The organism is Oscillospiraceae bacterium (assembly GCA_031265355.1).
Taxonomy (GTDB): Bacteria; Bacillota; Clostridia; order Oscillospirales; family UBA929; genus JAIRTA01.
Map to the genome: position 1 here is coordinate 1 of JAISCT010000064.1, position 23,849 is coordinate 23,849.

21 protein-coding genes are annotated in these 23,849 nt (G+C 63.6%); 8 read left to right on the plus strand and 13 right to left on the minus strand.

Features of this window, described 5'->3' with window-relative positions; translation table 11 throughout:
* Nucleotides 1-104: 104 nt before the first annotated feature.
* The gene (locus LBK75_09650) at nucleotides 105-374 is read right to left on the minus strand and encodes a cation:proton antiporter (protein ID MDR1158543.1); all 270 of its coding nucleotides are present in this window, start codon (nucleotides 372-374) and stop codon (nucleotides 105-107) included.
* A gap of 294 nt (nucleotides 375-668) precedes the next feature.
* On the opposite strand from LBK75_09650, the gene LBK75_09655 reads away from it, so the two are divergent.
* The 5 genes from LBK75_09655 (at nucleotide 669) to LBK75_09675 (ending at nucleotide 6,402) form a co-directional block, all read left to right on the plus strand.
* Entirely contained in the window at nucleotides 669-1,802 is a 1,134-nt protein-coding gene (locus LBK75_09655) for an acyl-protein synthetase (protein ID MDR1158544.1), read from the plus strand.
* Nucleotides 1,799-3,091: an acyl-CoA reductase gene (locus LBK75_09660; protein ID MDR1158545.1), complete on the plus strand. Its 1,293-nt coding sequence runs from the start codon at nucleotides 1,799-1,801 to the stop codon at nucleotides 3,089-3,091. Before LBK75_09655 ends, LBK75_09660 begins: the two co-directional genes overlap by 4 nt.
* Before the next feature lie 84 nt (nucleotides 3,092-3,175).
* Nucleotides 3,176-3,985 carry an ATP-dependent sacrificial sulfur transferase LarE gene (gene larE, locus LBK75_09665; GenBank protein MDR1158546.1) on the plus strand — a complete coding sequence of 270 codons (810 nt, stop codon included), beginning with the start codon at nucleotides 3,176-3,178 and terminating at the stop codon, nucleotides 3,983-3,985.
* A 301-nt stretch (nucleotides 3,986-4,286) separates the two neighbouring features.
* Complete coding sequence (locus LBK75_09670; protein MDR1158547.1) at nucleotides 4,287-5,642, plus strand: putative DNA modification/repair radical SAM protein; 1,356 nt, start codon at nucleotides 4,287-4,289, stop codon at nucleotides 5,640-5,642.
* On the plus strand, nucleotides 5,626-6,402 hold the full coding sequence (locus LBK75_09675; GenBank protein ID MDR1158548.1) for a TIGR03915 family putative DNA repair protein: 777 nt from the start codon (nucleotides 5,626-5,628) through the stop codon (nucleotides 6,400-6,402). The genes LBK75_09670 and LBK75_09675 overlap by 17 nt, the downstream gene beginning before the upstream one ends.
* Before the next feature lie 52 nt (nucleotides 6,403-6,454).
* Here LBK75_09675 and LBK75_09680 read toward each other — a convergent pair whose 3' ends face one another.
* The 12 genes from LBK75_09680 to smc all read right to left on the minus strand — a co-directional run bounded on the left by LBK75_09680 (nucleotide 6,455) and on the right by smc (nucleotide 20,170).
* Complete coding sequence (locus LBK75_09680) at nucleotides 6,455-6,595, minus strand: OadG family protein (GenBank protein ID MDR1158549.1); 141 nt, start codon at nucleotides 6,593-6,595, stop codon at nucleotides 6,455-6,457.
* Nucleotides 6,596-6,655: 60 nt separating this feature from the next.
* On the minus strand, nucleotides 6,656-7,810 hold the full coding sequence (locus tag LBK75_09685) for a sodium ion-translocating decarboxylase subunit beta (GenBank protein ID MDR1158550.1): 1,155 nt from the start codon (nucleotides 7,808-7,810) through the stop codon (nucleotides 6,656-6,658).
* Nucleotides 7,811-7,890: 80 nt separating this feature from the next.
* Nucleotides 7,891-8,070, minus strand: coding sequence for a 30S ribosomal protein S21 (rpsU, locus tag LBK75_09690; GenBank protein ID MDR1158551.1), 180 nt, complete (start codon nucleotides 8,068-8,070; stop codon nucleotides 7,891-7,893).
* Nucleotides 8,071-8,427: 357 nt separating this feature from the next.
* On the minus strand, nucleotides 8,428-10,830 hold the full coding sequence (gene leuS, locus LBK75_09695; protein MDR1158552.1) for a leucine--tRNA ligase: 2,403 nt from the start codon (nucleotides 10,828-10,830) through the stop codon (nucleotides 8,428-8,430).
* 81 nt (nucleotides 10,831-10,911) lie between these two features.
* Complete coding sequence (gene rsfS, locus LBK75_09700) at nucleotides 10,912-11,259, minus strand: ribosome silencing factor (GenBank protein MDR1158553.1); 348 nt, start codon at nucleotides 11,257-11,259, stop codon at nucleotides 10,912-10,914.
* A 70-nt stretch (nucleotides 11,260-11,329) separates the two neighbouring features.
* Nucleotides 11,330-12,547, minus strand: a complete 1,218-nt coding sequence (locus tag LBK75_09705) for an LCP family protein (protein MDR1158554.1) — start codon at nucleotides 12,545-12,547, stop codon at nucleotides 11,330-11,332.
* A gap of 55 nt (nucleotides 12,548-12,602) precedes the next feature.
* Entirely contained in the window at nucleotides 12,603-13,742 is a 1,140-nt protein-coding gene (locus tag LBK75_09710) for an LCP family protein (GenBank protein MDR1158555.1), read from the minus strand.
* Between the two features lie 43 nt (nucleotides 13,743-13,785).
* A complete protein-coding gene (gene yqeK / locus LBK75_09715) occupies nucleotides 13,786-14,343 on the minus strand; it encodes a bis(5'-nucleosyl)-tetraphosphatase (symmetrical) YqeK (GenBank protein ID MDR1158556.1) in 558 nt (185 codons plus the stop codon).
* On the minus strand, nucleotides 14,328-14,939 hold the full coding sequence (nadD, locus tag LBK75_09720) for a nicotinate (nicotinamide) nucleotide adenylyltransferase (protein MDR1158557.1): 612 nt from the start codon (nucleotides 14,937-14,939) through the stop codon (nucleotides 14,328-14,330). Before nadD ends, yqeK begins: the two co-directional genes overlap by 16 nt.
* Nucleotides 14,936-15,520, minus strand: coding sequence for an RdgB/HAM1 family non-canonical purine NTP pyrophosphatase (gene rdgB / locus LBK75_09725; GenBank protein ID MDR1158558.1), 585 nt, complete (start codon nucleotides 15,518-15,520; stop codon nucleotides 14,936-14,938). The genes nadD and rdgB overlap by 4 nt, the downstream gene beginning before the upstream one ends.
* Nucleotides 15,521-15,523: 3 nt before the next feature.
* Nucleotides 15,524-16,438, minus strand: a complete 915-nt coding sequence (gene ftsY / locus LBK75_09730) for a signal recognition particle-docking protein FtsY (GenBank protein ID MDR1158559.1) — start codon at nucleotides 16,436-16,438, stop codon at nucleotides 15,524-15,526.
* A 141-nt stretch (nucleotides 16,439-16,579) separates the two neighbouring features.
* Nucleotides 16,580-20,170, minus strand: a complete 3,591-nt coding sequence (smc, locus tag LBK75_09735) for a chromosome segregation protein SMC (protein ID MDR1158560.1) — start codon at nucleotides 20,168-20,170, stop codon at nucleotides 16,580-16,582.
* A 1,116-nt stretch (nucleotides 20,171-21,286) separates the two neighbouring features.
* Between smc and LBK75_09740 the strand changes: the two genes are divergently transcribed.
* The 3 genes from LBK75_09740 to truA are packed head-to-tail and all read left to right on the plus strand — an operon-like array spanning nucleotide 21,287 to nucleotide 23,802.
* Nucleotides 21,287-22,153 carry an energy-coupling factor transporter ATPase gene (locus LBK75_09740; GenBank protein ID MDR1158561.1) on the plus strand — a complete coding sequence of 289 codons (867 nt, stop codon included), beginning with the start codon at nucleotides 21,287-21,289 and terminating at the stop codon, nucleotides 22,151-22,153.
* The gene (locus LBK75_09745) at nucleotides 22,147-22,950 is read left to right on the plus strand and encodes an energy-coupling factor transporter transmembrane protein EcfT (GenBank protein ID MDR1158562.1); all 804 of its coding nucleotides are present in this window, start codon (nucleotides 22,147-22,149) and stop codon (nucleotides 22,948-22,950) included. The genes LBK75_09740 and LBK75_09745 overlap by 7 nt, the downstream gene beginning before the upstream one ends.
* A 57-nt stretch (nucleotides 22,951-23,007) precedes the next feature.
* Complete coding sequence (gene truA / locus LBK75_09750) at nucleotides 23,008-23,802, plus strand: tRNA pseudouridine(38-40) synthase TruA (GenBank protein MDR1158563.1); 795 nt, start codon at nucleotides 23,008-23,010, stop codon at nucleotides 23,800-23,802.
* Nucleotides 23,803-23,849 lie beyond the last annotated feature (47 nt).

Consider the following 23,849-nt stretch of genomic DNA (forward strand, 5'->3'; position numbering starts at 1 on the left):
TCCATTCGCTGTCCGTCAACTCATAACGACGCATTCCCTTCACCTCGCCCATTTCGTTGACTGTATTTTACCTTTTTGTGCACTTTTTTACAATCCCCTGTTTTTCAAACACACCTTAGAAACACAGGCCGTCTGACCCGCCACAGTGACAGCAGATCCGTCTCCTCCGCCTCCCGAAACAACAACGGCGCGATCACCAGTACCATAAAGATCTCCGGCTCCAGTTCCAGCGTACCGCCCGGCAGCGCCAGCCCAAACAGGCAGCCGACGCCGATCTGGCTCAGCGTCAGCGGCAAGCGGGGAAACAGGTGATGCAGCACATTGGAGAGCACAATGGCAAACAAAACCACGATGACGACGGTTGTGACTTCCATATCCGCCTCCTTTGCCTGGAATGAGCCCGGGCGTCTCTCAAGAGACGCCCCACACTCTCTGTAAGCCTCGCCCGCCGCCGACCGGCGATTGGTTCCGCCGTCTTTCGCGGTTTTCTCTTCTCTTCTGAGTGTACTGTATTTTGCCGGTCGCGTCAAGTCGCACCGCCTCCGGCCCGTGGAAAATCTCCGCTCCGATTGCACGCGTGGACGCCTCGTGATACAATAGTAAACCACCACGATAGACGGCACAGACCTCATTTACACAAAACGGACGGAGCGGAGGAGGTGGACGCGATGGGCGTCGGATGGCGACTGTTTTATCGGCGCGGGCTCTACGACCTTTCTGGCACGCAGGCTCTGTTTTTCCAGGCGATGACGGAAAATGTTCGCCACCACATGGCCTGCTGCCCAGATTACGCAGCAATCTTGCGGCACTGCGGCTTCTCGCCGGACGATCTGCACACTCCAGACGACCTGTACAAGATTCCACCCCTGCCGACATTGCTGCTGAAGCGCCGTGCTCTGTACTCCGCGCCACCCGAGCGGCTGCTGTTTCGCTCGACGACATCCGGCACCAGCGGGGCGGTCAGCGAGATGGGGCTGGACCTGCCCTCGGCCGCGCGCGGGTTCGGTATGGTGCTCACGACGCTGCTCACCCACCGGATCCTCTCTCCACGCCCAGCCGACTTCGTTGTTTTGGGCTATCAGCCCACCCGGCGCAACCGCATCGGCGCCGTAAAAACCGCCTATGCCATGACGTTCACAGCGCCCTCTCTCCACCGCGTCTATGCGCTGCGCGACACCGGGGACACCTACGCGCTGAACTTCGACGAGATCCGTGCCGCGTTGCTGCGCTGCGAACGGCGCCGCCGTCCCGTACGTTTCATCGGCTTTCCGGCGTATTTTTTCTTTTTCTTGCAGACGCTGGCACGGGAGGGCGTACAGCTGCGGCTGCATCCGAAGTCGCGCGTGTTTCTGGCGGGCGGCTGGAAGCAGTTTTTCGCGGAGCAAGTCGACCGGCCGGCGCTTTGCGCGCTGTCCGCGCGCGTCCTGGGTCTTGGGGATGCGTACATCCGCGAATTCTTCGGTGCGGTGGAACACCCGATTGCCTACTTTGACTGCCCAAACCATCACTTCCACGTCCCGATCTATACCCGCGTGCTGATCCGCGACGTGTCGACACTGGCACCCGTCGGGTACGGAACGCCCGGTCTTTTGAACCTACTGACGCCGATGATCACGAGCATGCCGTTTGCGAGTATCTTGACAGACGACCTCGCGGTCCTGCGGGCGGGATCCTCCTGCGGCTGTGGGATCTCTTCGCCGTACTTTGACGTGCTCGGACGCGTCGGCCTGAGCGACATCAAAACCTGCGCCGCATCGGCGGCGGAACTGCTCGCCGACCTCGGGAAAGGCGGTCATCTATGAATCTGGTGGACGGAAAATGCTTGGAGACGGCGGATTGTGCGCCGATCGTCGACGCGCTGCCCCAGCGTGTGCTGCGCACACTGGCGTCCGGGCAACTCGACCTGGCGCGCGTCCTGCGTGCCTGCGACCGGCTCGTCTCATCGCTCGATGAGAGACGCATCCTCGAAGAGATGACGTCGCTCGGCATCCCCGCACCGCTGGCCCGGCGCCATCTGCGCGACGCGCGGGCACTGTTTTGTGAAGATGCGCTGCGCGGCCGGCTCGCCTCGGAATTCGGGACGGACTGGGCGGGACGGACATCCCAGTCCGCATCCGGCGCCGGACATGTCACGGAGCGTCTGGCCCCCCTCGGCGTGCTACTGCACATCGCAGCCGGCAACGCCGACGGTCTGCCGGTGTTCAGTGTGTTGGAGGGGCTTCTCACCGGCAACATCAACATCCTGAAACTCCCTGCCGCGGAGGGCGGGATCTCCGTGCGGATCCTACAGGCGCTGCTTGCCATCGATCCATTGCTCGCCGAGTATGTCTATGTGTTCGACTACTCCTCGCGCGACATAGAAAACATCGAAAAGCTGATCCGTGTGTCCGACGCTGTCGTGGTCTGGGGCGGCGACGCGGCTGTCTCGGCACTGCGGCGGCTCGTGCCGCCGAACACGAAGCTCATCGAGTGGGGGCACAAGGTCAGTTTCGCCTATGTCACCCCCAGCGGCGTCACACCGGCGAATCTGTCCGGTCTCGCGGACAACATCGCCGAGACCCATCAGTTGTTGTGTAGCTCCTGCCAGGGTCTTTTTCTCGACACGGACGACATGTCGGCGGTATACGCGCTCTGTGAGACCTTTCTTCCGGTCCTCGAAACCGCACTCGCGCGTCTGCCGTGCCCCGCCGGCACGCAGGCGGGCGCGACATTGGAGCGTTACACCGCCAACCTGGCTGCCGCGCTGGGCGGCCCACGCGTTTTTCACGGTGCTCTCGCCTGTCTCGCCGCTTGGGAGAGCAGCACCCTTGAGAGCGCGCCCGGCTTCGGCCACGCTTGGGTTCGGCGTCTGCCGCGCTGCGAGGTTCTGTCCGCGTTGCGTTTACACAAGGGGCACCTGCAAACCGCCGCTCTGCTCTGCGCCGATGAAGAGCGGGATGCATTGGCAACGCTTCTCTTCAAAGCCGGCGCCGTCCGCGTCACCACCGGCGCGCGCATGTCGCGCGCCTACGGTGCCGACGCCCCCCGCGACGGTGAACGCGCACTCCGACGCTACATGAAGATGACCACCGTGGAAGGCTTTGAAAGCTGACAAAAAATTGGGATTGACGCAGTGTTGAAAAAGGGGTATGATATAACAAACTTGCCGCGACGGGCACTTTGGGAGGGTCGCCGGATGGAAGCGAAATACGAGCGGCTGCGGGCCGGTCTGGCCGCGCTGGACGGTGTGGCCGTGGCCTTCTCCGGCGGTGTGGATTCGACATTCCTGCTCCACACGGCCCACAGTGTGCTGGGCGACCGCACCCTCGCCGTCACCGCGCGCTCGGAGTCCTTCCCCGCACGGGAACTGCGGGAGGCGTCCGATTTCTGTGTGCAGCGCGGCATCCGTCACGTCATCTGCGTCTCCGAGGAATTGGACATCGACGGCTTCGCCCAAAATCCTGCCAACCGTTGTTACCTGTGCAAACGTGAATTATTTTCTAAAATTTGGAATATAGCCCATGCCCATGCGATTGTGCATGTGGCGGAGGGGTCGAACCGCGACGATGACGGGGACTACCGCCCGGGTCTGCAGGCAGTGGCCGAGCTGAGGGTGCTGAGTCCGCTCCGCGAGGCAGGTCTCACGAAAAAGGAGATCCGCGCTCTCTCCCGGCGCGAGGGGCTTTTGACGTGGGACAAGCAGTCCTTCGCCTGTCTCTCCTCCCGTTTTGTCTATGGCGAGTCCATCACGCGGGAAAAACTCCGGATGGTGGAAAACGCGGAGCAACTGCTGCTTGATCTCGGATTCCGGCAGGTCCGTGTGCGCATCCACGGGACCATCGCCCGCATCGAGACGGGTGCGGACGAATTGCCGACGGTCGTCCGGGAGGACAATCGCCGGGTGATCTGCGATGCGTTCAAAGAACTGGGGTTTTCCTATGTGGCGCTTGACTTGTGCGGTTATCGCACCGGCAGCATGAACGAGACGCTGCCCGGCGCGCCGTGACGGCCCAGTAATTTGCTTGCTCTGGCTCCCCATCGCTGCGCGACCCGTCCTCCAAACGCGGCCACCACCTTGGCGGCTTCGGGGGTCTGTGCACCGTGGGGAGCATTTTTGTGGGCAGTTTAAAACACCGCTCCACACACCGCAGCCGCACAGGACCGCCTCGTCTCCTGGCTTTAAGGTCCGGTACAAAATTTTGTACGAACATATGTTTCTTTTTGGCCCCGCCTGTGCTATACTGTCCTCATAAGCCGTCCCCACCGCTCTTCGCGAAGGAGTGTGACCCACATTGGCGCAGGATTTGATGAAGAAGCTCACCTTGCTCGGCGCGGCGGCCAAGTTCGACGCCTCCTGCGCCTCTTCAGGCGGAGGGCGCGCCGGGCGCAAGGGGCAGCTCGGCAACGCTCATATGGCCGGCATCTGCCACACCTGGGCCGCGGACGGGCGGTGCGTGTCGCTGCTCAAGGTACTCATGAGCAACGCCTGCCAGTTCGACTGCGCTTACTGCCAGAACCGGCGCTCCGCCGACGTGGAGCGGGCCACATTCACGCCGGAGGAGCTTTCCGGCCTTGTCATCGAATTTTACCGCCGCAATTATATCGAGGGCCTGTTTCTCAGTTCCGGCGTCTACCGTTCCCCCGACGATACGATGGCACTCATGACCCGCACGCTGGAAATCCTCCGCCGGGAGTACCGTTTCGGCGGATACATCCACGTCAAGATTATCCCCGGCGCCTCCCCCGAGCTGGTGGACGCCGTCGGCCTGCTGGCGGACCGGGTCAGTGTGAACATCGAACTGCCCTCGCGCCACTCGTTGTCGCTGCTCGCGCCGCAGAAGCCGCCGGAGAAGATCTTCAGCCCCATGGACTACATCCGCCGCGCCCAGACGATGAACCTGGAGGATCGCCGCCACTTTGCCCACGCCCCGCTCTTCGCTCCAGCCGGGCAATCCACGCAGATGATCGTGGGCGCCACCCCCGACACCGATCTCACGATCCTGCGGCTCTCTCAGGGGCTCTATCGCAAGTACCGAATGAAACGGGTCTATTTCTCCGCTTATATCCCGGTGGGCACGCACCCTGTTCTGCCGCCCGGCGGCAGTCAGGTGCCGCTGCTGCGCGAACATCGACTCTACCAGGCCGACTGGCTCATGCGCTTCTACGACTTCACGCCGGACGAGCTGCTCTCGGAAGCGGACCCGCTGCTGGATAGTACGCTCGATCCCAAGTGCGCCTGGGCACTCCGGCACCCGGAACAGTTCCCCGTCGAGGCAAACAGCGCCCCGTATGAGACGTTGCTGCGCGTACCCGGCGTGGGCGTCGTCTCCGCCCGGCGCATCGTGACCGCCCGGCGGCAGAGTGTCTTGCGGCTTGAGGACCTGCACCGCCTCGGCGTCGTGATGAAACGCGCCCGGTACTTCCTCACGGCGCGCGGCGTCTTTGGCGGATCCATGCTGCCTGGCAGTCCTTTCCTGCGCGAGGCTCTTGTCGAACGGTCCGACGATGGCCAGCTTTCCCTCTTCGCACCGCCGCCGGCTCCGGGTCCCGCTCTGCCGCCGGCTCCGGACAAATCCGCCGCGACGCTGGCGCCCGCGTTGGCCGCCGGTGTCGACAAGCCGTCCGCCCACAGCCTGCCGCTCACCCATGATTTGGTTGTATGACGGCGGTTGGGAGGGGCTGCTGACGGCTGTCTTTCAGGTGTTTGCACAAAAAGACAACGAGGCCTCGATCTGCCCGCAGCAGCGCTTCCCCGGGGGGTCTCTGTTTCCCGTGCACACCGTGGCAGCCGACCCGGCGCGGGCCGGGCGCGTGGCGCGCGGCATGGCACGGCTTTCTCCCCAGCTGCCCCGCGTGGCCTACCGGGCCTTCCTCTCTGAACGGCCGGCATTCGAAGATGCCTTGCTCGGCACGCTCCGACTGGGCTTTGCCAGGCATATCGATCCGCTACCGTTGCGCCATACAGAACCCGTGCGCCGGCTGCACCGGCTCTCCGAAGAGGTGACCCGCGAACTTGTTTTGTTCATGGGCATCATCCGGCTCGTCCATGCCGAAGACGACCTGTACGTGGCCGACATCGAGCCGGATACCTTCGTTCTGCCACTGCTGGGCCGCCACTTCCACGGACGCTTTGGGGCACAGCGACTGATCATTCGCGACCTAAAACGCCGTCTCGCTCTTGTCTCGACGCCGGTGGAGTGGTTGATTGCCGCGCTGCCGGACGGGCCTCTGCCGCCGCTGCCGGAGGACCGGACCATCGGCGATATGTGGTGCGCCTACTTCGCCGCCATTGCCAATCCGGCCCGCCGCACCCCGGCGCTCCAGCGCCGTTTTGTCCCCACCCGTTATCGTCTCCACATCACGGAATTTGAAAATTTACCATCTTCGGGCGGCACGCCGCCTTCGCCTTCCGACGAGAGCTAAAAAAGCAGGCGTGCGCCTGCTTTTTTAAGTTGTGCGAAACGGCACAAACGAGTCAACCGTCGTCTTTGTCGTCGCGATGCGGGAAGAATTTCCGCAGCAGCACGATGGTCACGATGAAGATCGCGAGCACCAAAAATACGCCCGCAAGGCCGTAGAGCATCAGTTGGATCCCGAGCTCCATATTCTCGCTCATAGACATCCTCCTTTTGTCCTCGTCTGTCTTGTCTTCGTCCGTTTTTGTCTGTCCGACGCCTTATGTCAGCTTCGCGAGCAAGATCGGTATGAGCTGGAGGATCATGCCGCCCGCCACGACGGAGCCGAGCTGACCCGACACATTGGCGCTCACGGCGGGCATGAGGATGAAGTTGTGTGGATCTTCCTCCTTGGCCATCTTCTGGACGATCCGGCTCGACATCGGGAAGGCGGAGATGCCCGCCGCACCAATCATTGGGTTCACCTTGTGCTTGCTGAACACATTGATGAATTTCGCGAATAAAACACCGCCCGCCGTGTCAAAGACAAACGCGACGAGCCCCAGACCCAGGATGAGCAGCGTCTCCAGGCGCAAAAACTGGTCCGCACGCATCGTCGCGCCGATCGTGATGCCGAGCAGCAGCGTAACCAGATTGGCAAGCTCGTTTTGCGCCGTCTTTGAGAGGCGCTCCAACACGCCGCACTCGCGGATGAGGTTACCGAACATCAGCGACCCGACCAGCGCCGCAGAGGCCGGCACCAGGATGCCGGCGACAACGGTGATGACGATCGGGAAGACGATCCGCGCCATCTTCGAGACCTTGCGCACCTGGTTGTCCATACGGATGAGACGTTCTTTGCGGGTGGTCAGCATCCGGATGACCGGCGGCTGGATGATCGGCACCAGCGCCATGTAGGAGTAAGCGGCCACCGTGATGGCCCCCAGGTAGGAGGCGGCAAACTGCTGAGCGACGACAATGGAGGTTGGCCCGTCCGCCGTGCCGATGACGCCGATGGAGGCCGCGATCTTCAGGTCGATGTCGAGCGAGGGAATCGCCTCGCCCAACGCCAGCGCCACAAGAACCGTGAAAAAGATGCCAAACTGCGCCGCCGCGCCAAACAGCACCATCTTGGGTGAGGACAACAGGTGTGTGAAGTCGATCATCGCGCCGATGGCGATGAAGATGAGGATCGGAAACAGTTCGGTGATGATGCCGGCATCGTAGAAGATCTGCAAAAAACCTTTCTCGCCGCCATGGGTCCAGACGGTGGCGAAGGGCAGGTTCACAAGGAGCGCGCCAAAACCGATCGGCAGCAGGAGCATCGGCTCATAGTCCTTCAAAATCGCGAGCAAGATGAGCACCAGCCCGACCGCATACATGACCCCCTGCTGCCAACTCACCGCCAGCGCGCCGGAAAACAATTCTCTCAGCATGTCCACAAACAGTTGCCTCCCCTGTGCGAATCAAAACCGCACCCGGTCCGGGCAAGGCCCCAAACCGGGTGCTGGATTGATCATCTGAACTTCTTTTTGGCGCGGGCCGCTTCGGACTTTTTGCGCCGCTTGACGCTGGGGCTCTCGTAGTGTTCCCTCTTACGGAGTTCGGAAAGCACACCCGATTTCGCGCAATTGCGCTTGAAACGTTTGAGCGCGCTGTCAAGAGATTCGTTCTCTTTGACTCTGACTTCCGACATTGTTTTCCCTCCCTCCGCTGGGGGACCGCCTATCCGCAGGGCATCGGCGGCCTGCGCCGCCCCGCGTGCTTCCCTTGAAATTCATTGCTTACAAAACGAAGCAACCACGGATCGCCTCCCCGTGCGGGCCTCGGGCCGGGCCTCCGCCCGAACCTGACCTCCGCTCCGAAAATTCGTCCACGATTTTATTATATTTTCCGAAACCCGCAATGTCAAGGCAAAAGAATGCCGCCATGCGCCATGCGCCTGCACCTTTTGCCCTACATTGCCTACGCGCGCAATGCTTTGCGACATTTACAGAATTTCACGCCGCCGCGCGCCCGCAACCCGGCAATCCCCGCCGGTCCCACTCCACAGTCATTTCCCTGCAATCAGGTTGATCAGCTTGTCCTTCACATAAATGTGGCGCGTGACGCGCCGCCCGTCCAATGTCTTCCGGATACGCGGCTCGGCCAGCGCGGCGGCCAGCACATCTTCGTCCGCCGCCCCGGTGGGGATCACGACGGTGGCGCGCAGCTTGCCGCCCACCTGGACAGCGATCTCCACCTCGTCCTCCACCGTCTTGGCTGGGTCAAAGGCCGGCCAGGGTTCCCGTACGACAAACCCCTTACAGCCCAACTGTTCCCACATCTCCTCGCAGATGTGCGGGGCGAAGGGCGAGAGCAGTGTGAGCAGGACCCGCAGGTCCCCCTTTGTCACGCCCGTCTCATAAAAGCGGTTGACGAGGGCCATCAGCGCGGCGATGGCGGTATTGAACTTGAGGTGCTCGATATCCTCCCCCACCTTCCGGATGGCTCGGTGGATTTCCGCCTCGTGCGCTGTGGAAATTTCACCCGGCGCCGTCCGGTCCAGCAACCCCCACACCCGCTCCAAAAAGCGGCGGCAGCCCTTGACGGCCTGAGGGGACCAGGACGCGGCCTTTTCGAAGTCTCCGATGAACAGAATATACAGGCGCATGGTGTCGGCGCCGTATTGATCCACAATCTCGTTCGGGCTGACGACGTTGCCGCGCGACTTCGACATCTTCTCCCCGCCCTCGCCGAGGATCATCCCATGGCTGGTGCGGCGGACGTAGGGCTCCGGCGTCTCGACGACGCCGATGTCGTAAAGAAACTTGTGCCAAAAACGGGAGTAGAGCAGGTGCAGCGTCGTATGCTCCATCCCGCCGTTGTACCAGTCAACCGGCATGTAGCGGCGCGCCAGCGCGCCGTCCACCGCCGCGGCCTCGTTCTTCGGGTCGATGTAGCGCAGAAAATACCACGACGAACCGGCCCACTGGGGCATCGTGTCCGTCTCTCGCTCGGCGGGCCCACCGCACCGCGGGCAGACGGCGTCGACCCAGTCGCGCATCTTGGACAGCGGGCTCTCGCCGGTGTCCGTCGGCTCGTAGGAGGCTACCTCCGGGAGCAGGAGCGGCAGCTCCGTCTCCGGCACCGGCACCGCGCCGCAGGCGGGGCAGTGCAGCACCGGGATGGGCTCGCCCCAGTAGCGCTGCCGGGAAAACACCCAATCCCGCAGCTTGTAGTTCGTGACAGCCCGACCCAGCCCTTTGCCGACCAACCATTCGATCATCTTTGCCTTGGCCTGCCGCACCTCCATCCCGTTCAAAAAACCGGAATTGACGAGCGTGCCGGTCTCCACGTCGGCGAACGCGGCGGCCTGCACATCGCCGCCGGCCACCACCTCGACAATGGGCAACCCGAACGTGCGGGCAAAATCCCAGTCCCGCTCATCGTGCCCGGGCACCGCCATGATGGCGCCCGTGCCGTAGCTCATCAGCACGTAGTCCGACACAAAGATGGGGATCACCCCGCCGGTGGCCGGGTTCACGGCATCCACGCCAAGAAGGCGCACACCCGTCTTATCCTTCTGGAGCTCCGTGCGCTCAAAGTCCGACTTGCGCGCCGCCGACGCGCGGTAAGCGGCCACCTCATCGTAGTTTTCGAGTTTGCCCCGCCATGCCTCCACATAGGGGTGCTCCGGAGAGATGACCATGTAGGTCGCGCCGAACAGCGTATCCGGGCGTGTCGTGTACACCCTGAGCGCCTCGCCGGCCGTGGTGGCAAAATCGACGTCCGCGCCCTCCGACCGGCCGATCCAATTGCGCTGCTGCGCCTTGACCCGCTCCGGATATTCCACGAGGCCGAGGTCATCCAGCAGCCGTTGGGCATACGCCGTGATCTTCAGCATCCACTGGCTCTTCTCGCGGCGCACCACCTCGCTGCCGCACCGCTCGCATACGCCGTCGACCACCTCTTCATTCGCCAGCACACACTTGCAGGATGTGCACCAGTTGACTGGCATCCTCGCTTTGTAGGCGAGTCCGTGCTCTAACAGCCTCAGGAAGATCCACTGCGTCCATCGGTAGTAGCCTGGGTCGGTCGTATTGACCTCGCGATCCCAGTCAAACGAATACCCCATCATGTTGATCTGGCTCTTGAAGAAGGTGATGTTGCGCCGCGTCACCTCGGCGGGGTGGATCTTATTGGCGATGGCGTAGTTCTCCGTGGGTAAGCCGAAGGCGTCCCACCCCATTGGGAACAACACGTCAAAGCCCTGCATGCGCCGGCGGCGGGCCACCACGTCCATGGCCGTGTACGGGCGGGCGTGCCCGACATGCAGCCCATTGCCGGACGGGTAGGGGAATTCAACCAGCACATAGTATTTCTTTTTTCTGGGGTCGCCGTCCGTGCGATAGACGCTCTCGCGCGCCCAGCACGCCTGCCATTTTTGTTCGATGCTCCGACTGTCGTACTGCAAACAACCATCTCCCAAGGCCCGGGCGCTCCTCCCGGGCTTTTGCACGCGATATCGCGTATTTTATATTTTCTTCCGGGCGCGTCAATCCTCCGGGAAGACCACTGCGGCCGCGTCGCTCCAGAGGCGTTCCAGCGCATAGAAGTTTCGCGTGTCCCGCAGGAACAGATGCGCCACCACGCCGGCATAATCCATCAGCAGCCAGTTGCCCGACCGCTGCCCCTCAATGTGATGGGGGAGGACGCCCTGTTCTTTGAGTCCCCGCTCCATCTCTTCCGCCAATGTCCGCAGGTGGACCGCGGAAGTGCCGGTACAGATGACAAAGTAGTCGGCAAGTATGGTCAGATCAGCGACCTCCATCACGCGGATATCCTCCGCTTTCTTGGCGTCGGCGATCTTCGCCAGTGTCAGCGCTATCTCTTTGGACGTCAAGGGTATCCCCATCTCCTTCGTGTTGGTCTGTGCGGACCGCAAGCGCCTTGGACTCTGGACTCACAGCCTACTAATTGCTGCGCAGGCGGCTGATGTTCACGTTCTCCGCGGCAATGTCCTTTGTGAACGGGTTGATGGTCTCGTTGATGAGTTTCAGCGCCTCGTCCCGGTAGACCAGCACATAGTTGACCCCCTGGTAAAAAGCGCGCGGATCGCCCGGCAGCGTGTAGAAAGTGATGCTGTCCTCCTCCAATTTCAGGAGCTCCTGCCCAAACCAAATCATCTGCCCCAGACTGAGGTCGGTCCGGAGGTTCTCCTGCGCGATGGCGGCAAACTCCGGCAGCTTGAAAATGTGTTTGACGGAGATGAGCTGCTTGAAAGCTTCCGTCAGAAAGGCCTGCTGCACCTCCACCCGTTTCAGATCCCCCTCGGCATACGTGCTGCGGAAGCGCACGAGCTGGATGGCCTTATCGCCGTTCAAGGTCTGCCGGCCTTTCTTCAGGTTGACGTACAAGTTCTGCGACGGATCGGAGTAGTGCATATCCTGGGGCACGTCGAACTCGACGCCGTTCATCGCGTCCACCAGCCGCACAAAGCCCTTGAGATCGACAACGGCGTAGGCATCTGGCACAAAACCGATGACGGTCTTGAGCTCTGTGCGCAGCTGCCCGATCGCGCCGGCCACGCGTTCACTTTTGTCCTCGCTGCGCGCGTTCATCCCCACACCCCACGCGGCGTTGATCTTTTTGTTGGCGCGCCGCACGGCGACCTGCGTGTCGCGCGGGATCGCCAGCACATTGAGTTCCCCTTTGACCGTGTCGAGCGCCGCCACCATCAGCACGTCGGTGTGGTAGTCGTCCATGTCGGTACCGGCCAGGATGATCGTATACACGCCTTCGCGACGGCCCTCCGGCGTGACCGGGCGCGGCGTGACCGCCCCCGGCGACGGCGTCGGCGCGGACGTGACGCCGTCGGATACCGGGTCCTGCGGGAGAGGCTCAGGCTCCATCTGTCCGCGCTCGGGCGGGGTAATCACCGAATTGGCGAGGTACAGGCAGCCCGCCAGCACCAGCCCCGCCAGCGCCGCGCCGCTCGGAATTAACCAACGCAGCCGCATCCGCCACATCTTTTTCCCTGCGCGCCACGCGGAAACTGGCGCCCCCTCCGGTCCGCCGGATATCTCTGGGAGAAACTCCGGTGCGGCCGGCTGGTTTTCCGTTGAAATCTCCGGCTGGATCGGATCCTCCTGGGGGGCGGCGGATGTGCGCGGTTTTTCTCTTTTTCCCATCTTCATCTCTTCATCGCGCTCCTCCATGCCGAATTTTGTCCGCGGCGGCGGGTTCCTACTTTTTGCCGTCGTCGCGCAGATGGTTGATGTTTACATTTTCCTTGGTGATCTGCTTTGTGAACGGATTGACGGTCTCGTTGATGAGTTTCAGCGCCTCGTCCCGGTAGATCAGCACATAGTTAACATCTCGATAGTAGGCGCCCGGATCGCCCGGCAGCGTGTGGAAGGCGATGCTTCCGTCCTCCAACTTCATAAGTTCCTGACCAAACCAGATCATCTGCCCCACACTGAGATCGGTTCGGAGGTTCTCCTGCGCGATGGCGGCAAACTCCGGCAGCTTGAAAATATGCTTGACAGAGAGGAGCTGTTTGAAGACCGCCGTCAGAAACGCCTGCTGCACCTCCACCCGTTTTAGATCCCCCTCGCGGTAGCGCCGGAAGCGCACGAGCTGGATGGCCTTATCGCCGTCCAGCCTCTGCAAACCTTTTTTTAGGTTGATGTTGAGATTCTGCGACGGGTCGGAGTAGCGCATGTTTTGGGGCACGTCGAACTCGACGCCGTCCATCGCGTCCACCAGTTTTTTAAAGCCGTTTAAGTCGACGACGGCGTAGGCGTCCGGCACAAAGCCGATGACGGTCTTGAGCTCCGCGCGCAACTGCTCAACCGCGCCGACCGTACGCTCGCTCTTGTCCCCTTTGCGCGCGTTCATGCCCACACCCCAGGCGGCGTTGATCTTTTTGTTCGCGCGCTTGACGGCGACCTGCGTATCGCGCGGAATGCTCAGCACGTCGAGCTTTTTGTTTTTCGTATCGAGCGCCGCCACCATCAGCGTGTCGGTGTGGTAGTCTCCCATGTCGGTACCGGCCAGGATGATCGTGTACACACCCTCGCGGCGACCCGCCGGCGTGACCGGGCGCGGCGTGACCGCTCCGTCGGATACGGGCGCCGTGACGCCGTCGTCCAGAGGGTCTTGGTCGGCGATGTGCGGTCCGTCCGGCCGCGTGTCGGGCGGAGCGATCACTGAGTTTGTGAGGTGCAGGTACCCCGCCCAACCCAGGCAGATGACGCCGATACAGAGAAGACCCAAAAAGATGGGACGAAACGGCCGTTTCCCGGCCGTTTTCTCTTTCGGCGTCTTTTTGGCTTTCTTGTCTTTTTCGGAAGCGGACATGAGTCTTTTCCCGGTTTTTTTCATCGTCAGTCTCCTCATGCCGCCGCGCTGGCGCGGCGGGTCCGTCTTACAGCAGCGCGTTGCGCGCTGACAGCGTATCGGGGTGGATCATCCGGCCCTCGGCCAGCAGAAGCCGTATCGTCAAGTCCAGGCCCCACAGCAGCGCCGCGTCCAAGTCCTCATAGCACAAAGCGCGCAGAGCGCGCACCTCCGGGAACGCGCGCGTGGCGTCCACATAGTCCGCGAGGTATAAAATTTTCTCCAGCAGCGTCATCTCCGCCCGGCCCGTTGTGTGCCAGCGCACGGCGTCGCACACTGCCTTTTCCATGCCGAATTCAAACCGAGCCACGGCGGCGCCGGTGACGGCGTGCATCAACTTGTGCTCCCTTCGTTCCCACGATTGTGTCACTATATCATACTTTGCGCACAATTTCAACTGTTCCGCCGGCGTCAGCCCTTTGGTCACGTCATGCAGCAACGCCGCCCGGGCCGCCTGCCCGCGATCAGCGCCCCAACGTAGCGCCAGCATATCGATTTCCTGCACCACGCCCAGCACATGGAGCCGGCGACGCCGGTCCGTGCGGGCCAGCACCGCCGCGCGCAGCGCCGTCAGGTCGTTTGGCATGCGTACAACCCCCTCGTTCGGATATAATCGAACACGCCGGCCGGCAGCAGCGCCGCTCCCTCGCCCCGGACCAGCTGCACGCGCAACGCAGATGAGGAGATCTCGACGGGTGTGTGCGGCACGATATTCACCGCGGCGTCAAAACGGTGTGTCAAAAACGCGGCCGTCTCCGCCACCGCCCGCTCCTGCCCGGCGGCGCGGACCAGTACGGCGATACGGGCCAGCGCAAAGATCTCCTCCGGCCGCCGCCATGTGGGCAGCATCAAAAACATGTCCGCTCCCACGATGAGCCACAGCCGCCCGGACGGCGACGCCGCGCGCAGATGCCGCAACGTGTCCGCCGTGTAACTGACCTCCGGCCGGCTGAGCTCCCAGTCGGAGACCGCCACCCCCGGCAGCGAGGCAAAGGCGAGGCGCGCCATCGCGAGGCGGTCCTCCGGCGACGCCTGGGTCCGGTCCTTGTGCGGCGGCCGTCCGGTCGGCATGACAAGGATCCGCGCCGGCGCCAGCGCCGGCACCGCGGCCTCCAGCAGGCGCACATGGCCCACGTGCGGCGGATCGAACGTGCCGCCGAAGAGTCCCACGTCCCCCGTCACGGCGCCGGCGTCCACTGCCGCAGTAGCGCCCGGACGGCGCGGCCCCGGTGAGAGATCTTGTTCTTCTCGCCATCCGGTAGTTCAGCCATTGTTTTTCCATATTTTGTCAAATAAAACAGTGGGTCGTAACCAAACCCACCCGCGCCGCACGGCGCTCTGACAATTTCTCCTTCACACACGCCCTCCGCGGTGAACGCCCTTCCGTCAGGGAAAAGACAGATCAGCGCGCAGACAAAGCGTGCGGCGCGGTCCGTGCACCCCATAAGCGCCGCCAGCAATCGTTCGTTGCGATCCGCTGCGGAGAGGCCTGCTCCTCCGTAACGGGCCGAGAGAACCCCCGGCGCACCGCCCAGCGCGGCCACTTCGAGCCCCGAGTCGTCCGCCAACGCGGGCAGATCCGTAAACGCCAGCGCCGCCTCGGCCTTGAGACGGGCGTTGGCGGCAAACGTAGCGCCTGTCTCGTCGGGGGCAAAGACGACGCCAAACTCCGCAGGCAGGCGCAGCCGCACACCCAGCGGCGCGAGCAGCGATTCCATCTCGCGCCGCTTGCCCGGATTTCCGGTGGCGAACACCCATTCCATCAGTCAGTCCACCCCCAGCAGCGCTTCGACAAACGCGCGCGGCTCAAACGGCATCAGGTCGTCCAGCTGCTCCCCCACGCCGACATACTTGACCGGCACCTGCAGTGCATCAGCCACGGCGACGACGATGCCGCCCTTGGCCGTGCCGTCGAGTTTGGTGAGCACCAACCCCGTAAGTCCGGTGGCGGCGGCAAATTCCCGCGCCTGTGAGAGCCCGTTTTGCCCGGTGGTCGCGTCGAGCACCAGCAGCGTCTCGCGGTCGGCGCCGGGCAGTTCCCGGTCGATGATCCGACTGATCTTTGCCAGTTCGTTCATCAGATTTTGCTTGTTGTGCAGACGCCCCGCCGTGTCGCAGAGCACCGCGTCGCAACCGCGCGCACGCGCCGCGGCGAGCGCGTCAAACACGACGGCGGCTGGATCCGCTCCCTCGTGCTGGCGGACGATGTCCGCGCCGGCGCGCTCGGCCCAGACGGCGAGCTGTTCCGCCGCCGCCGCGCGGAAGGTGTCTCCCGCGCACAGCAGCACACGGCGGCCTGCGGCGGCCAGATGCCCCGCCAGTTTCCCGATCGTGGTGGTCTTCCCCACCCCGTTGACGCCGATGACCAGAACCACCGACGGTTTGGTCTCCAGATGCAGCGACGAATCCCCCACCGACAGCCGCGCCGTCAAGATCTCTATCAGCGCCGCGCGCACGGCCTCCGGGCCTTTCAGCGACTCCTGCCGGCAGCGCGCCCGCAGCGCCTCCACAGCGCCGGCCGCCGAGGTCACGCCGAGGTCCGCCAAAATCAGCGCCTCCTCCAGCTCCTCAAAGAACACCTCGTCCATGCGGGAAAAACCGGTGAACAGGCCGCCCAACGTGCCGCCCACCGCCTGTCTCGTCTTGGAGAGGCCCCGTTTAATTTTGTCAAAAAAACCCATCTTCAACCTCCTGGGAAACTCTCGAACTCTTAATAAAAAGGGCCTCTAACGTGGGCTGCACCTGCAACCCACAACCCAAATTCTTGTTTTTTGTTGCCGCTTCGCGGCAACAAGGTACTAATTACTTTCGCCAGAGGCTCCCTAATTGAGGCTGATACCCAACGATGCCTCGGCGTCCTGCAGGCGCATCGAGAGGATCTTGGAAACGCCTTCTTCCTGCGTCGTCACGCCGTAGAGCATATCTGCCGCCTCCATGGTGCCGCGCCGGTGCGTGATGACGACAAACTGGATATCCCCGGCCAACCGCCGCAGATACGCCGCGAAACGGGCGACGTTGATATCGTCGAGGTCGTGGTCCACCTCATCGAGTACGCAGAACGGGGCGGGACGCACTTTAAAGATGGAGAAATAGAGCGCGATGGCCACGAGCGACTTCTCCCCGCCCGAAAGAAGAGAAATGGAGCGCATCTTCTTGCCGGGCGGCTGCGCATGGATCTCCACCCCGCAGAGCAGCGCGTCTTCCGGATCCTCCAACGAGAGGCGAGCGTCGCCGCCGCCGAAGATCTCGCGGAAAGTCCTTGTGAAGTGCTCACCGATAAGCGCGAACTGTTCGAGGAAGATCTCCCGCATCCGTCCGGTCAGGTCCCCGATGATTGTCAGAAGGTCGGTTCGGGCCGCCTCCGCATCGTTTCGCTGTTCGGTCAGATATTCGTAACGGGTGGACACGCGGTCGTATTCGTCGATGGCGCCGAGGTTGGGGGCCCCCAACGCACGAATCGCGCTTCTCAGCTCGCCCGCCCGGCGGTTGGCCTTGGCGGTCCCGCCCGGCAGCGGCATACGAAGCGCCACCGCCGCGCTGTGCGTAAGCCCATAGTTGTCCCACAGCCGGTCCATGATGGATTTCTCCTCCGCCTCACCCGCCACCTTCTTGGCCTCTAGACGGGAACGTTCTCGCTCCATCTTCATGTTCTCGTCATTTTGCTCCCGGACCTGTTTGTCACATCGCACACGACACCCTTCCAGCGCTTGGCGCGCCTCGTACAGACCGGAGATCACCGCGCGCCTCTCCTCCGCACGCGCCAGCAACGCGCGCGCTTCGGCCCGAACAGCGCCGATCTCCTCCGTAAGCGTCCGGTTGCGCGCCTCGTAGTCCTCGATGACCGCTCTCTTCTGCGCCTGGCTCCCAAGGAACGCCTGCCGTAGCGACTCGTACTCCGTCAGCGCCTTTTCGTCGGCGGCGCACTCCGCCGTGTGGGCCGCCGTACAGGCGCGCAGTGTGGCGAGCGTTTCCGTGAGCCGCGCACCTTCCTCCGCGAGCACGCTCTGCCCGGCGGAAAGCGCGGCGAGCTCCGCCTCCGCGACCGCGGCCCGAGCCGCGCTCTCCTCGGCCGCCCGCTGCCAGTGCTCGGCGGCGGCGGCTCCGGTGCGCAACCGCTCTGACAGCGCGGCGAGCTCCGCCTCCTGGGCCGTGAGACCCTCCTGCATCTCCGTCAGCCTGGCGCCGCCGTGTGCCCGCTCGGCGCGTAACGAGAGCGCCTCGTCCTCGGCCACCCGCCGGTCGGCGGCGGCCTTGTCCCGCTCGCGGCGCGCTTCGGACAGCGCCCTGTCGGCCTGCGCAACTGACTCCGCCAAGCCGGCCAATACCCCATCCAGCCGAGCTTGCTCCGCCGTCAGCCGATCCATCTCGTTCTTGCGTGAGAGCAGCCCGACCGATTTGCCTACGCTGCCGCCCGTCATCGCCCCGCCGGGGGCGATAACCTGCCCCCCCAGCGTCACAATACGGAAACGGTAGCCTCTCCGCCGGGCCAGCGCAATGGCAGCGTCCATATTCTCCACCACCACGGTACGCCCGAGCAGGCTCCGGATGATCTCCCCGTAGGCTTCGTCACAGGTGACCAACGCGGCGGCGACGCCGACGAAGCCCGGCTCCGATGCGAGATCCCGCTCCTCCAGCGTCCGGCCCCGTACAGCCGCCAGCGGCAAAAATGTGGCCCGCCCCGCCTCGCGGCGGCGCAGCAACTCAATGGCCGCCTTGGCGTCCTCTTCCCGCTCCACCACGATATTCTGCAAGGCCGGCCCCAGCGCGATCTCCACCGCGACGGCGCAACGGTCCTCCGCGCGCAGCAACTCGGAGACCGTGCCCCGAACGCCCGATAGGCGCCCCCGCTCGTGTTCGGCCATCACGGTCTTCACCGCGCGGGAGTGACCCTCATATTCCCGTTCCATCTCGCGTAGCAGGTGCAGCCGGGACTCCACCCGGCCTCGTTCCACCGCGCACGCCTCCTGGGAGGCCCGGAGCGTCTCAATCTGTGTCTGCTTCGCGTCCGCCCGCAGCGTGTGTCCGTTCAACACATTTTGCAGCGCGGTGAGATACGCGTTCGAGTCCGCCAGTCTCGCATCCAGCGCGACCAGCGCCACGCCGGCCTCCTCGCAGACCCGAGCGCGCGCGGCAATGTCCTCACACATCGCTTCCCGCTGACGCGTCAGCTCGTCCGCCGACGCCGCCTGAGAGGAGATGGCGGCGCGGGCTTCCCCCGCGGCCTCCCGCGCGGCGCTCTCCTCAATGCGCAGCGCGTCGAGCCTAGCAAGACCCGCATCCGTCCGCGCGCCGAGCGCCTCGGATTCCTCTGCGAGCGCCGCGATATCCGCCTCCAAAGACACCAGCGCAGCCTCCGTCATGCGCAGATGGGCCCGCCGTTCCTCGATCTGGGCCGTCAGCCCGCCATCGTGCGCCGCCTCGCGGGTCTGCTCGTCGCGCAGGCGGGCGATGTTCTCCTCGTTGTTCTGCCGCGTGGTTTGCAGCACCGCGGCAGTACTTTCCTTCTCGGCAGCGGCGCTTTCCACGGCGCTCAGGTCGGCGCGCGCGGCCTCGATGTCCACTTGATTCTGCCGCTCCTCGGCGCCGATTCGATCTAGTTCGGCATACAGCGCATCCAGCGCCGCCTGCCCGGCTGCAAGCTGGGCGGTGGCCGCCTCGTAGTCGTCGCGCACCGCACCGTAGCTGTCGCGCAACTTGTCCAGCGCGCCCAGCCACAGCGCGATTTCTAGTCCGCGCAGCTCGTCGCGCATGTGCAGGTACTGCCGGGCCTTCTCTGCCTGTTCCCGCAACGGACCGATCTGGAGTTCCAACTCCTCGATCTTATCGCCGATGCGGGTCAGGTTTTCTTCGGCCAACACGAGTTTGCGCTCCGCCTCCTCCTTGCGGTGACGATAACGCGAGATACCGGAGGCCTCCTCAAACACGCGGCGGCGCTCGCCGCTCTTCTCGGAGAGGATCTCCCCGATCCGCCCCTGCCCAATCAGCGAATACCCGTCGCGGCCCAGCCCCGTATCCATGAACAGCTCCAATATGTCTTTCAAGCGTACGCCGGCGCGGTTGATAAAAAACTCGCTCTCTCCGGAGCGGTAGAGCCGCCGCGTCACCTGCACCTCATGCTGTTCCAGCGGAAAAAGCCCGCCGCTGTTGTCCAGCAGCAGGCTCACCTCGGCAAACCCGACCGGCCCGCGCTGCGCCGTGCCATGAAAGATGAGTTCCTCCATCTTTTTCTCACAACGCAACGCACGCGGGCTCTGCTCTCCGAGCACCCAGCGCACAGCCTCCGCGATGTTGCTTTTCCCGCTGCCGTTGGGCCCAACCACAGCCGTCACGCCGTTGTCAAATGTCAGTGTCGTCTTATCGGGGAAGGACTTAAACCCCTGCATGTCAAAGGACTTCAAATACACGCCATGCACCTCGGTATCTCTTCGATATCTTTATCCTACCAATGATCAGGACAGATTGCAAGCAAAGTTTCTGAGGCGCGGCGTTTTGATGTCCAATAATTGTAAATTACACATGATATACCCTCATCTATCACCCATCAGTTGTCACTTTGTATGGCACACGATCATACAATGGTTCAGGTGTCAGAAGCGCGTCTGGCGCCGCTCCCGGCCGGGAAATCCATTTTGATGCGGAGGTGTCCAGATGATTGATTTAAGCAAAACCTACCGATGCAAATACTGCAATGCGGAAATCCGCCCATGCGATGAAACCGGCGGCCGCTCCTGCGCCAGCGCACCTACGGGCCCCAGAGGGCCGCAAGGACCGCCCGGCTGTCCCGGACCGAAGGGTGACCCGGGCGATCCGGGGCCGCAGGGACCCGCTGGACCGCAAGGCATACGAGGCGATACCGGGCCCCAAGGGGATCCCGGCTCCCCCGGGCCGATGGGTCCGAGCGGATCCCGCGGGGCCGTCGGTCCGCGAGGCGACCCTGGCCTGCAGGGCCCCACGGGTGCGGGAGGTGCGTCAGGGCCGGTAGGACCGGTAGGGCCGGCTGGGCCGGCTGGAGCGGTGGGACTAATAGGACCGGTAGGGCCGGCGGGCCCGACTGGAGCAGTGGGACCGATAGGTCCGGCGGGAGCGGCTGGAGCGGTGGGACCGATAGGTCCCGCAGGGCCGGCAGGGCCTGCGGGACCAGCGGGGCCGGCAGGCCCTCCGGGACCAGCGGGACCGGCAGGACCGCCGGGACCGCCGTGACCGGTGTCCCCGGGTCGGAATCGACTTCCGACAGACCTTCGACGTGACCCTGAAAATGAGAACGCAAACACGTACGTACATCGAGGCCCGCATCGTCAGCGGCGCGGTCACGCTCACCGCGGACGCCAGCGTCTTTCTGGGCCGTATCCGCGTCCACTGAAGACCTCCCTTTCACTTAAAAGGATGCCCCAAGCCAGGGCATCCTTTTTTCTCTTTTTCGGCATTTCCATGATTCTCTTGCCATGTGGCCCGACGGATGGTATAATACTGTATTGATTTAAATGCCGGATCCATCCGGGGCACCGGGGTCTTGGGGGGAGGTTCTCGATTTGACGCCCATCCTCAAAACGGAGCAGCTCTCCTATGTCTACGGCGCCGGTACTCCCTTCGAGCATCGGGCGGTCGACCGCATCGATCTCGAAGTGGCGCCGGGCGAGTTTCTGGGTATCATCGGGCACACCGGCTCTGGCAAATCCACGCTGATCCAGCATCTAAACGGGCTGTTGCGACCCACCGAGGGGCGCGTATTCTTTGAGGACCGCGATCTCTGGCGTGACCCAAAGCAAATCCGTCAGACGCGGTTTCGCGTGGGGCTCGTGTTCCAATATCCCGAGTACCAGCTCTTTGAGGAGACAGTGGCGCGTGACATCGCCTTCGGACCGCGCAACATGGGTCTTGCCGAGGAGGATGTCGCCCGGCGGGTACAGGCAGCCATGCAACTCGTCGGGTTGGCGCCGGAGACCGCGGACAAGTCCCCGTTCGATCTCTCGGGCGGGCAGAAGCGGCGGGTCGCCATTGCTGGCGTCATGGCCATGGAGCCCGACGTGCTCATCTTGGACGAACCTACCGCCGGTCTTGACCCGCGTGGCCGCGAGGACATCCTGGGTCATATCCGCACCTACCACACCGAACACGGGTCCGCCGTCATTCTCGTCAGTCACAGCATGGAGGAGATCGCCCGCTCGGTACAGCGTATCGTCGTGCTGAGCCACGCCCGCGTGGTCATGGACGGCACGCCCCACGAGGTGTTTTCCCGGGCGGACGAACTCGAACAGACCGGACTTTCCGTTCCGGCAGTGACACAGGTCATGCGGCGGCTGCGCGCGCTGGGTCTAGACATTGACCCCGCCGCGTACACAGTCCGGCAGGCGGCCTCGGAGCTCGCACCCCTCATAAGGAGGGTGCGCCTATGCTGAAAGACATCACACTGGGGCAGTTCTTCCCCGGACATTCGCTCCTCCATCGGCTCGACCCGCGCGTCAAGCTTGTACTCACCGCCGCTTATATTGTGGCGCTCTTTATGGCCCACGGCGTGTTCACATACGTCGTCATGGTCCTCTGGCTCGCCGCCGCCGTCCGGCTCTCCCGCCTGCATGTCCGGGTCCTTGTCAAGGGCATCCGGCCTCTGGTTTTCATCATCGCCTTGACGGCTCTGCTCAATATCTTCTACACCGACGGCACCGTGTTCCTGTCATTTTGGATTTTTCGCATCACTCTTGAGGGTCTGGTCACCGCTGGACGGATGATCCTGCGGATTATCATGCTCATCATGGGAACCTTCCTGCTCACCTACACAACCTCTCCCATCCGGCTCACCGACGCGCTTGAGTGCCTGCTCGGTCCGCTCAAAAAACTGCGCGCGCCGATCCATGAGCTGGCCACGATGATGACCATCGCGCTGCGCTTCATCCCGACGCTGCTGGAAGAAACTGACAAGATTATGAACGCCCAGCGCGCCCGGGGAGCCGATTTCGACTCGGGCCATGTGGTCCGGCGCGCCCGCGCCCTGGTGCCGTTGCTGGTGCCGCTGTTTGTCTCCGCGTTCCGCCGGGCGGAGGACCTGGCCGTGGCCATGGAATGTCGCTGCTACCACGGCGGCGCGGGCCGCACACGCATGTACCCGTTGCACATGACGGCGCTGGACGGGGGCATTCTCGTCGCTCTGCTGACGGTCTCCGCCGGCGTGGGCGTCATGAGTCGTCTCGGATATTGACGTGTGAAGTAAACATTATCAGAGGTTGATGATACACCGCCGGAGGGGCTGCTCACATTGGATACACCCCGTAATATCGCGCTGCTGCTCTCCTACGACGGGTCGGCCTACCACGGCTGGCAGATCCAAAAAAACGCCGTGACGGTGGCCGCTGTTCTCTCCGGCGCCCTGCAAAGGGTCACCGGACGCCCGGTGACCCTCTATGGTTGCGGGCGTACCGACGCAGGTGTGCACGCCCGCCATTACGTGGCAAACTTCGTCTCCGCCACACGCATTCCGACCGAGCGGCTGCCTTACGCGGTGAACACCCACCTGCCAGACGACATCTCCGTCTTCGCGGCCGCCGACGTGCCGGCCGACTTTCACGCCATCAACTCCTGTGTGCGCAAGGAATACACATACTGCCTCTATACGGCGCGCCACCCGGACCCGCTGCGCCGCCGGCGCGCACTTTTCTGGCCGTACCCGCTCGACGCGGACGCGTTGCGGCGCGCGGCGGGCGATTTCATTGGCACGCACGACTTCGCCGCGTTCCGGTCGGTAGGCACGCCGGTACAATCCACCGTACGTACCGTGTTCTCCTGCAATATCTCCGCCCGGGGTCGGACGCTCCAGATCGCCGTCTCGGCCGACGGGTTTTTATACAACATGGTGCGGGCCATCGTGGGTACGCTGCTGTATGTAGGGGAAGGAAAGATCGCCCCCGGCGCGATCCCCGCCCTGTTGCGCGCTGGGGACCGGGCGCGCGCCGGTCCCACCGCACCGCCGCACGGCCTGTATATGACAGGCGTCTGGTACGATACGGCGTTGCCGTGGCCCGCCGCGGCCCGTCGCGACCCGGACTGTCTCTGACCGCGCCTCCTCCCGTGGAGCGCCGTCCGTCACCGCCTTGGCCGCGC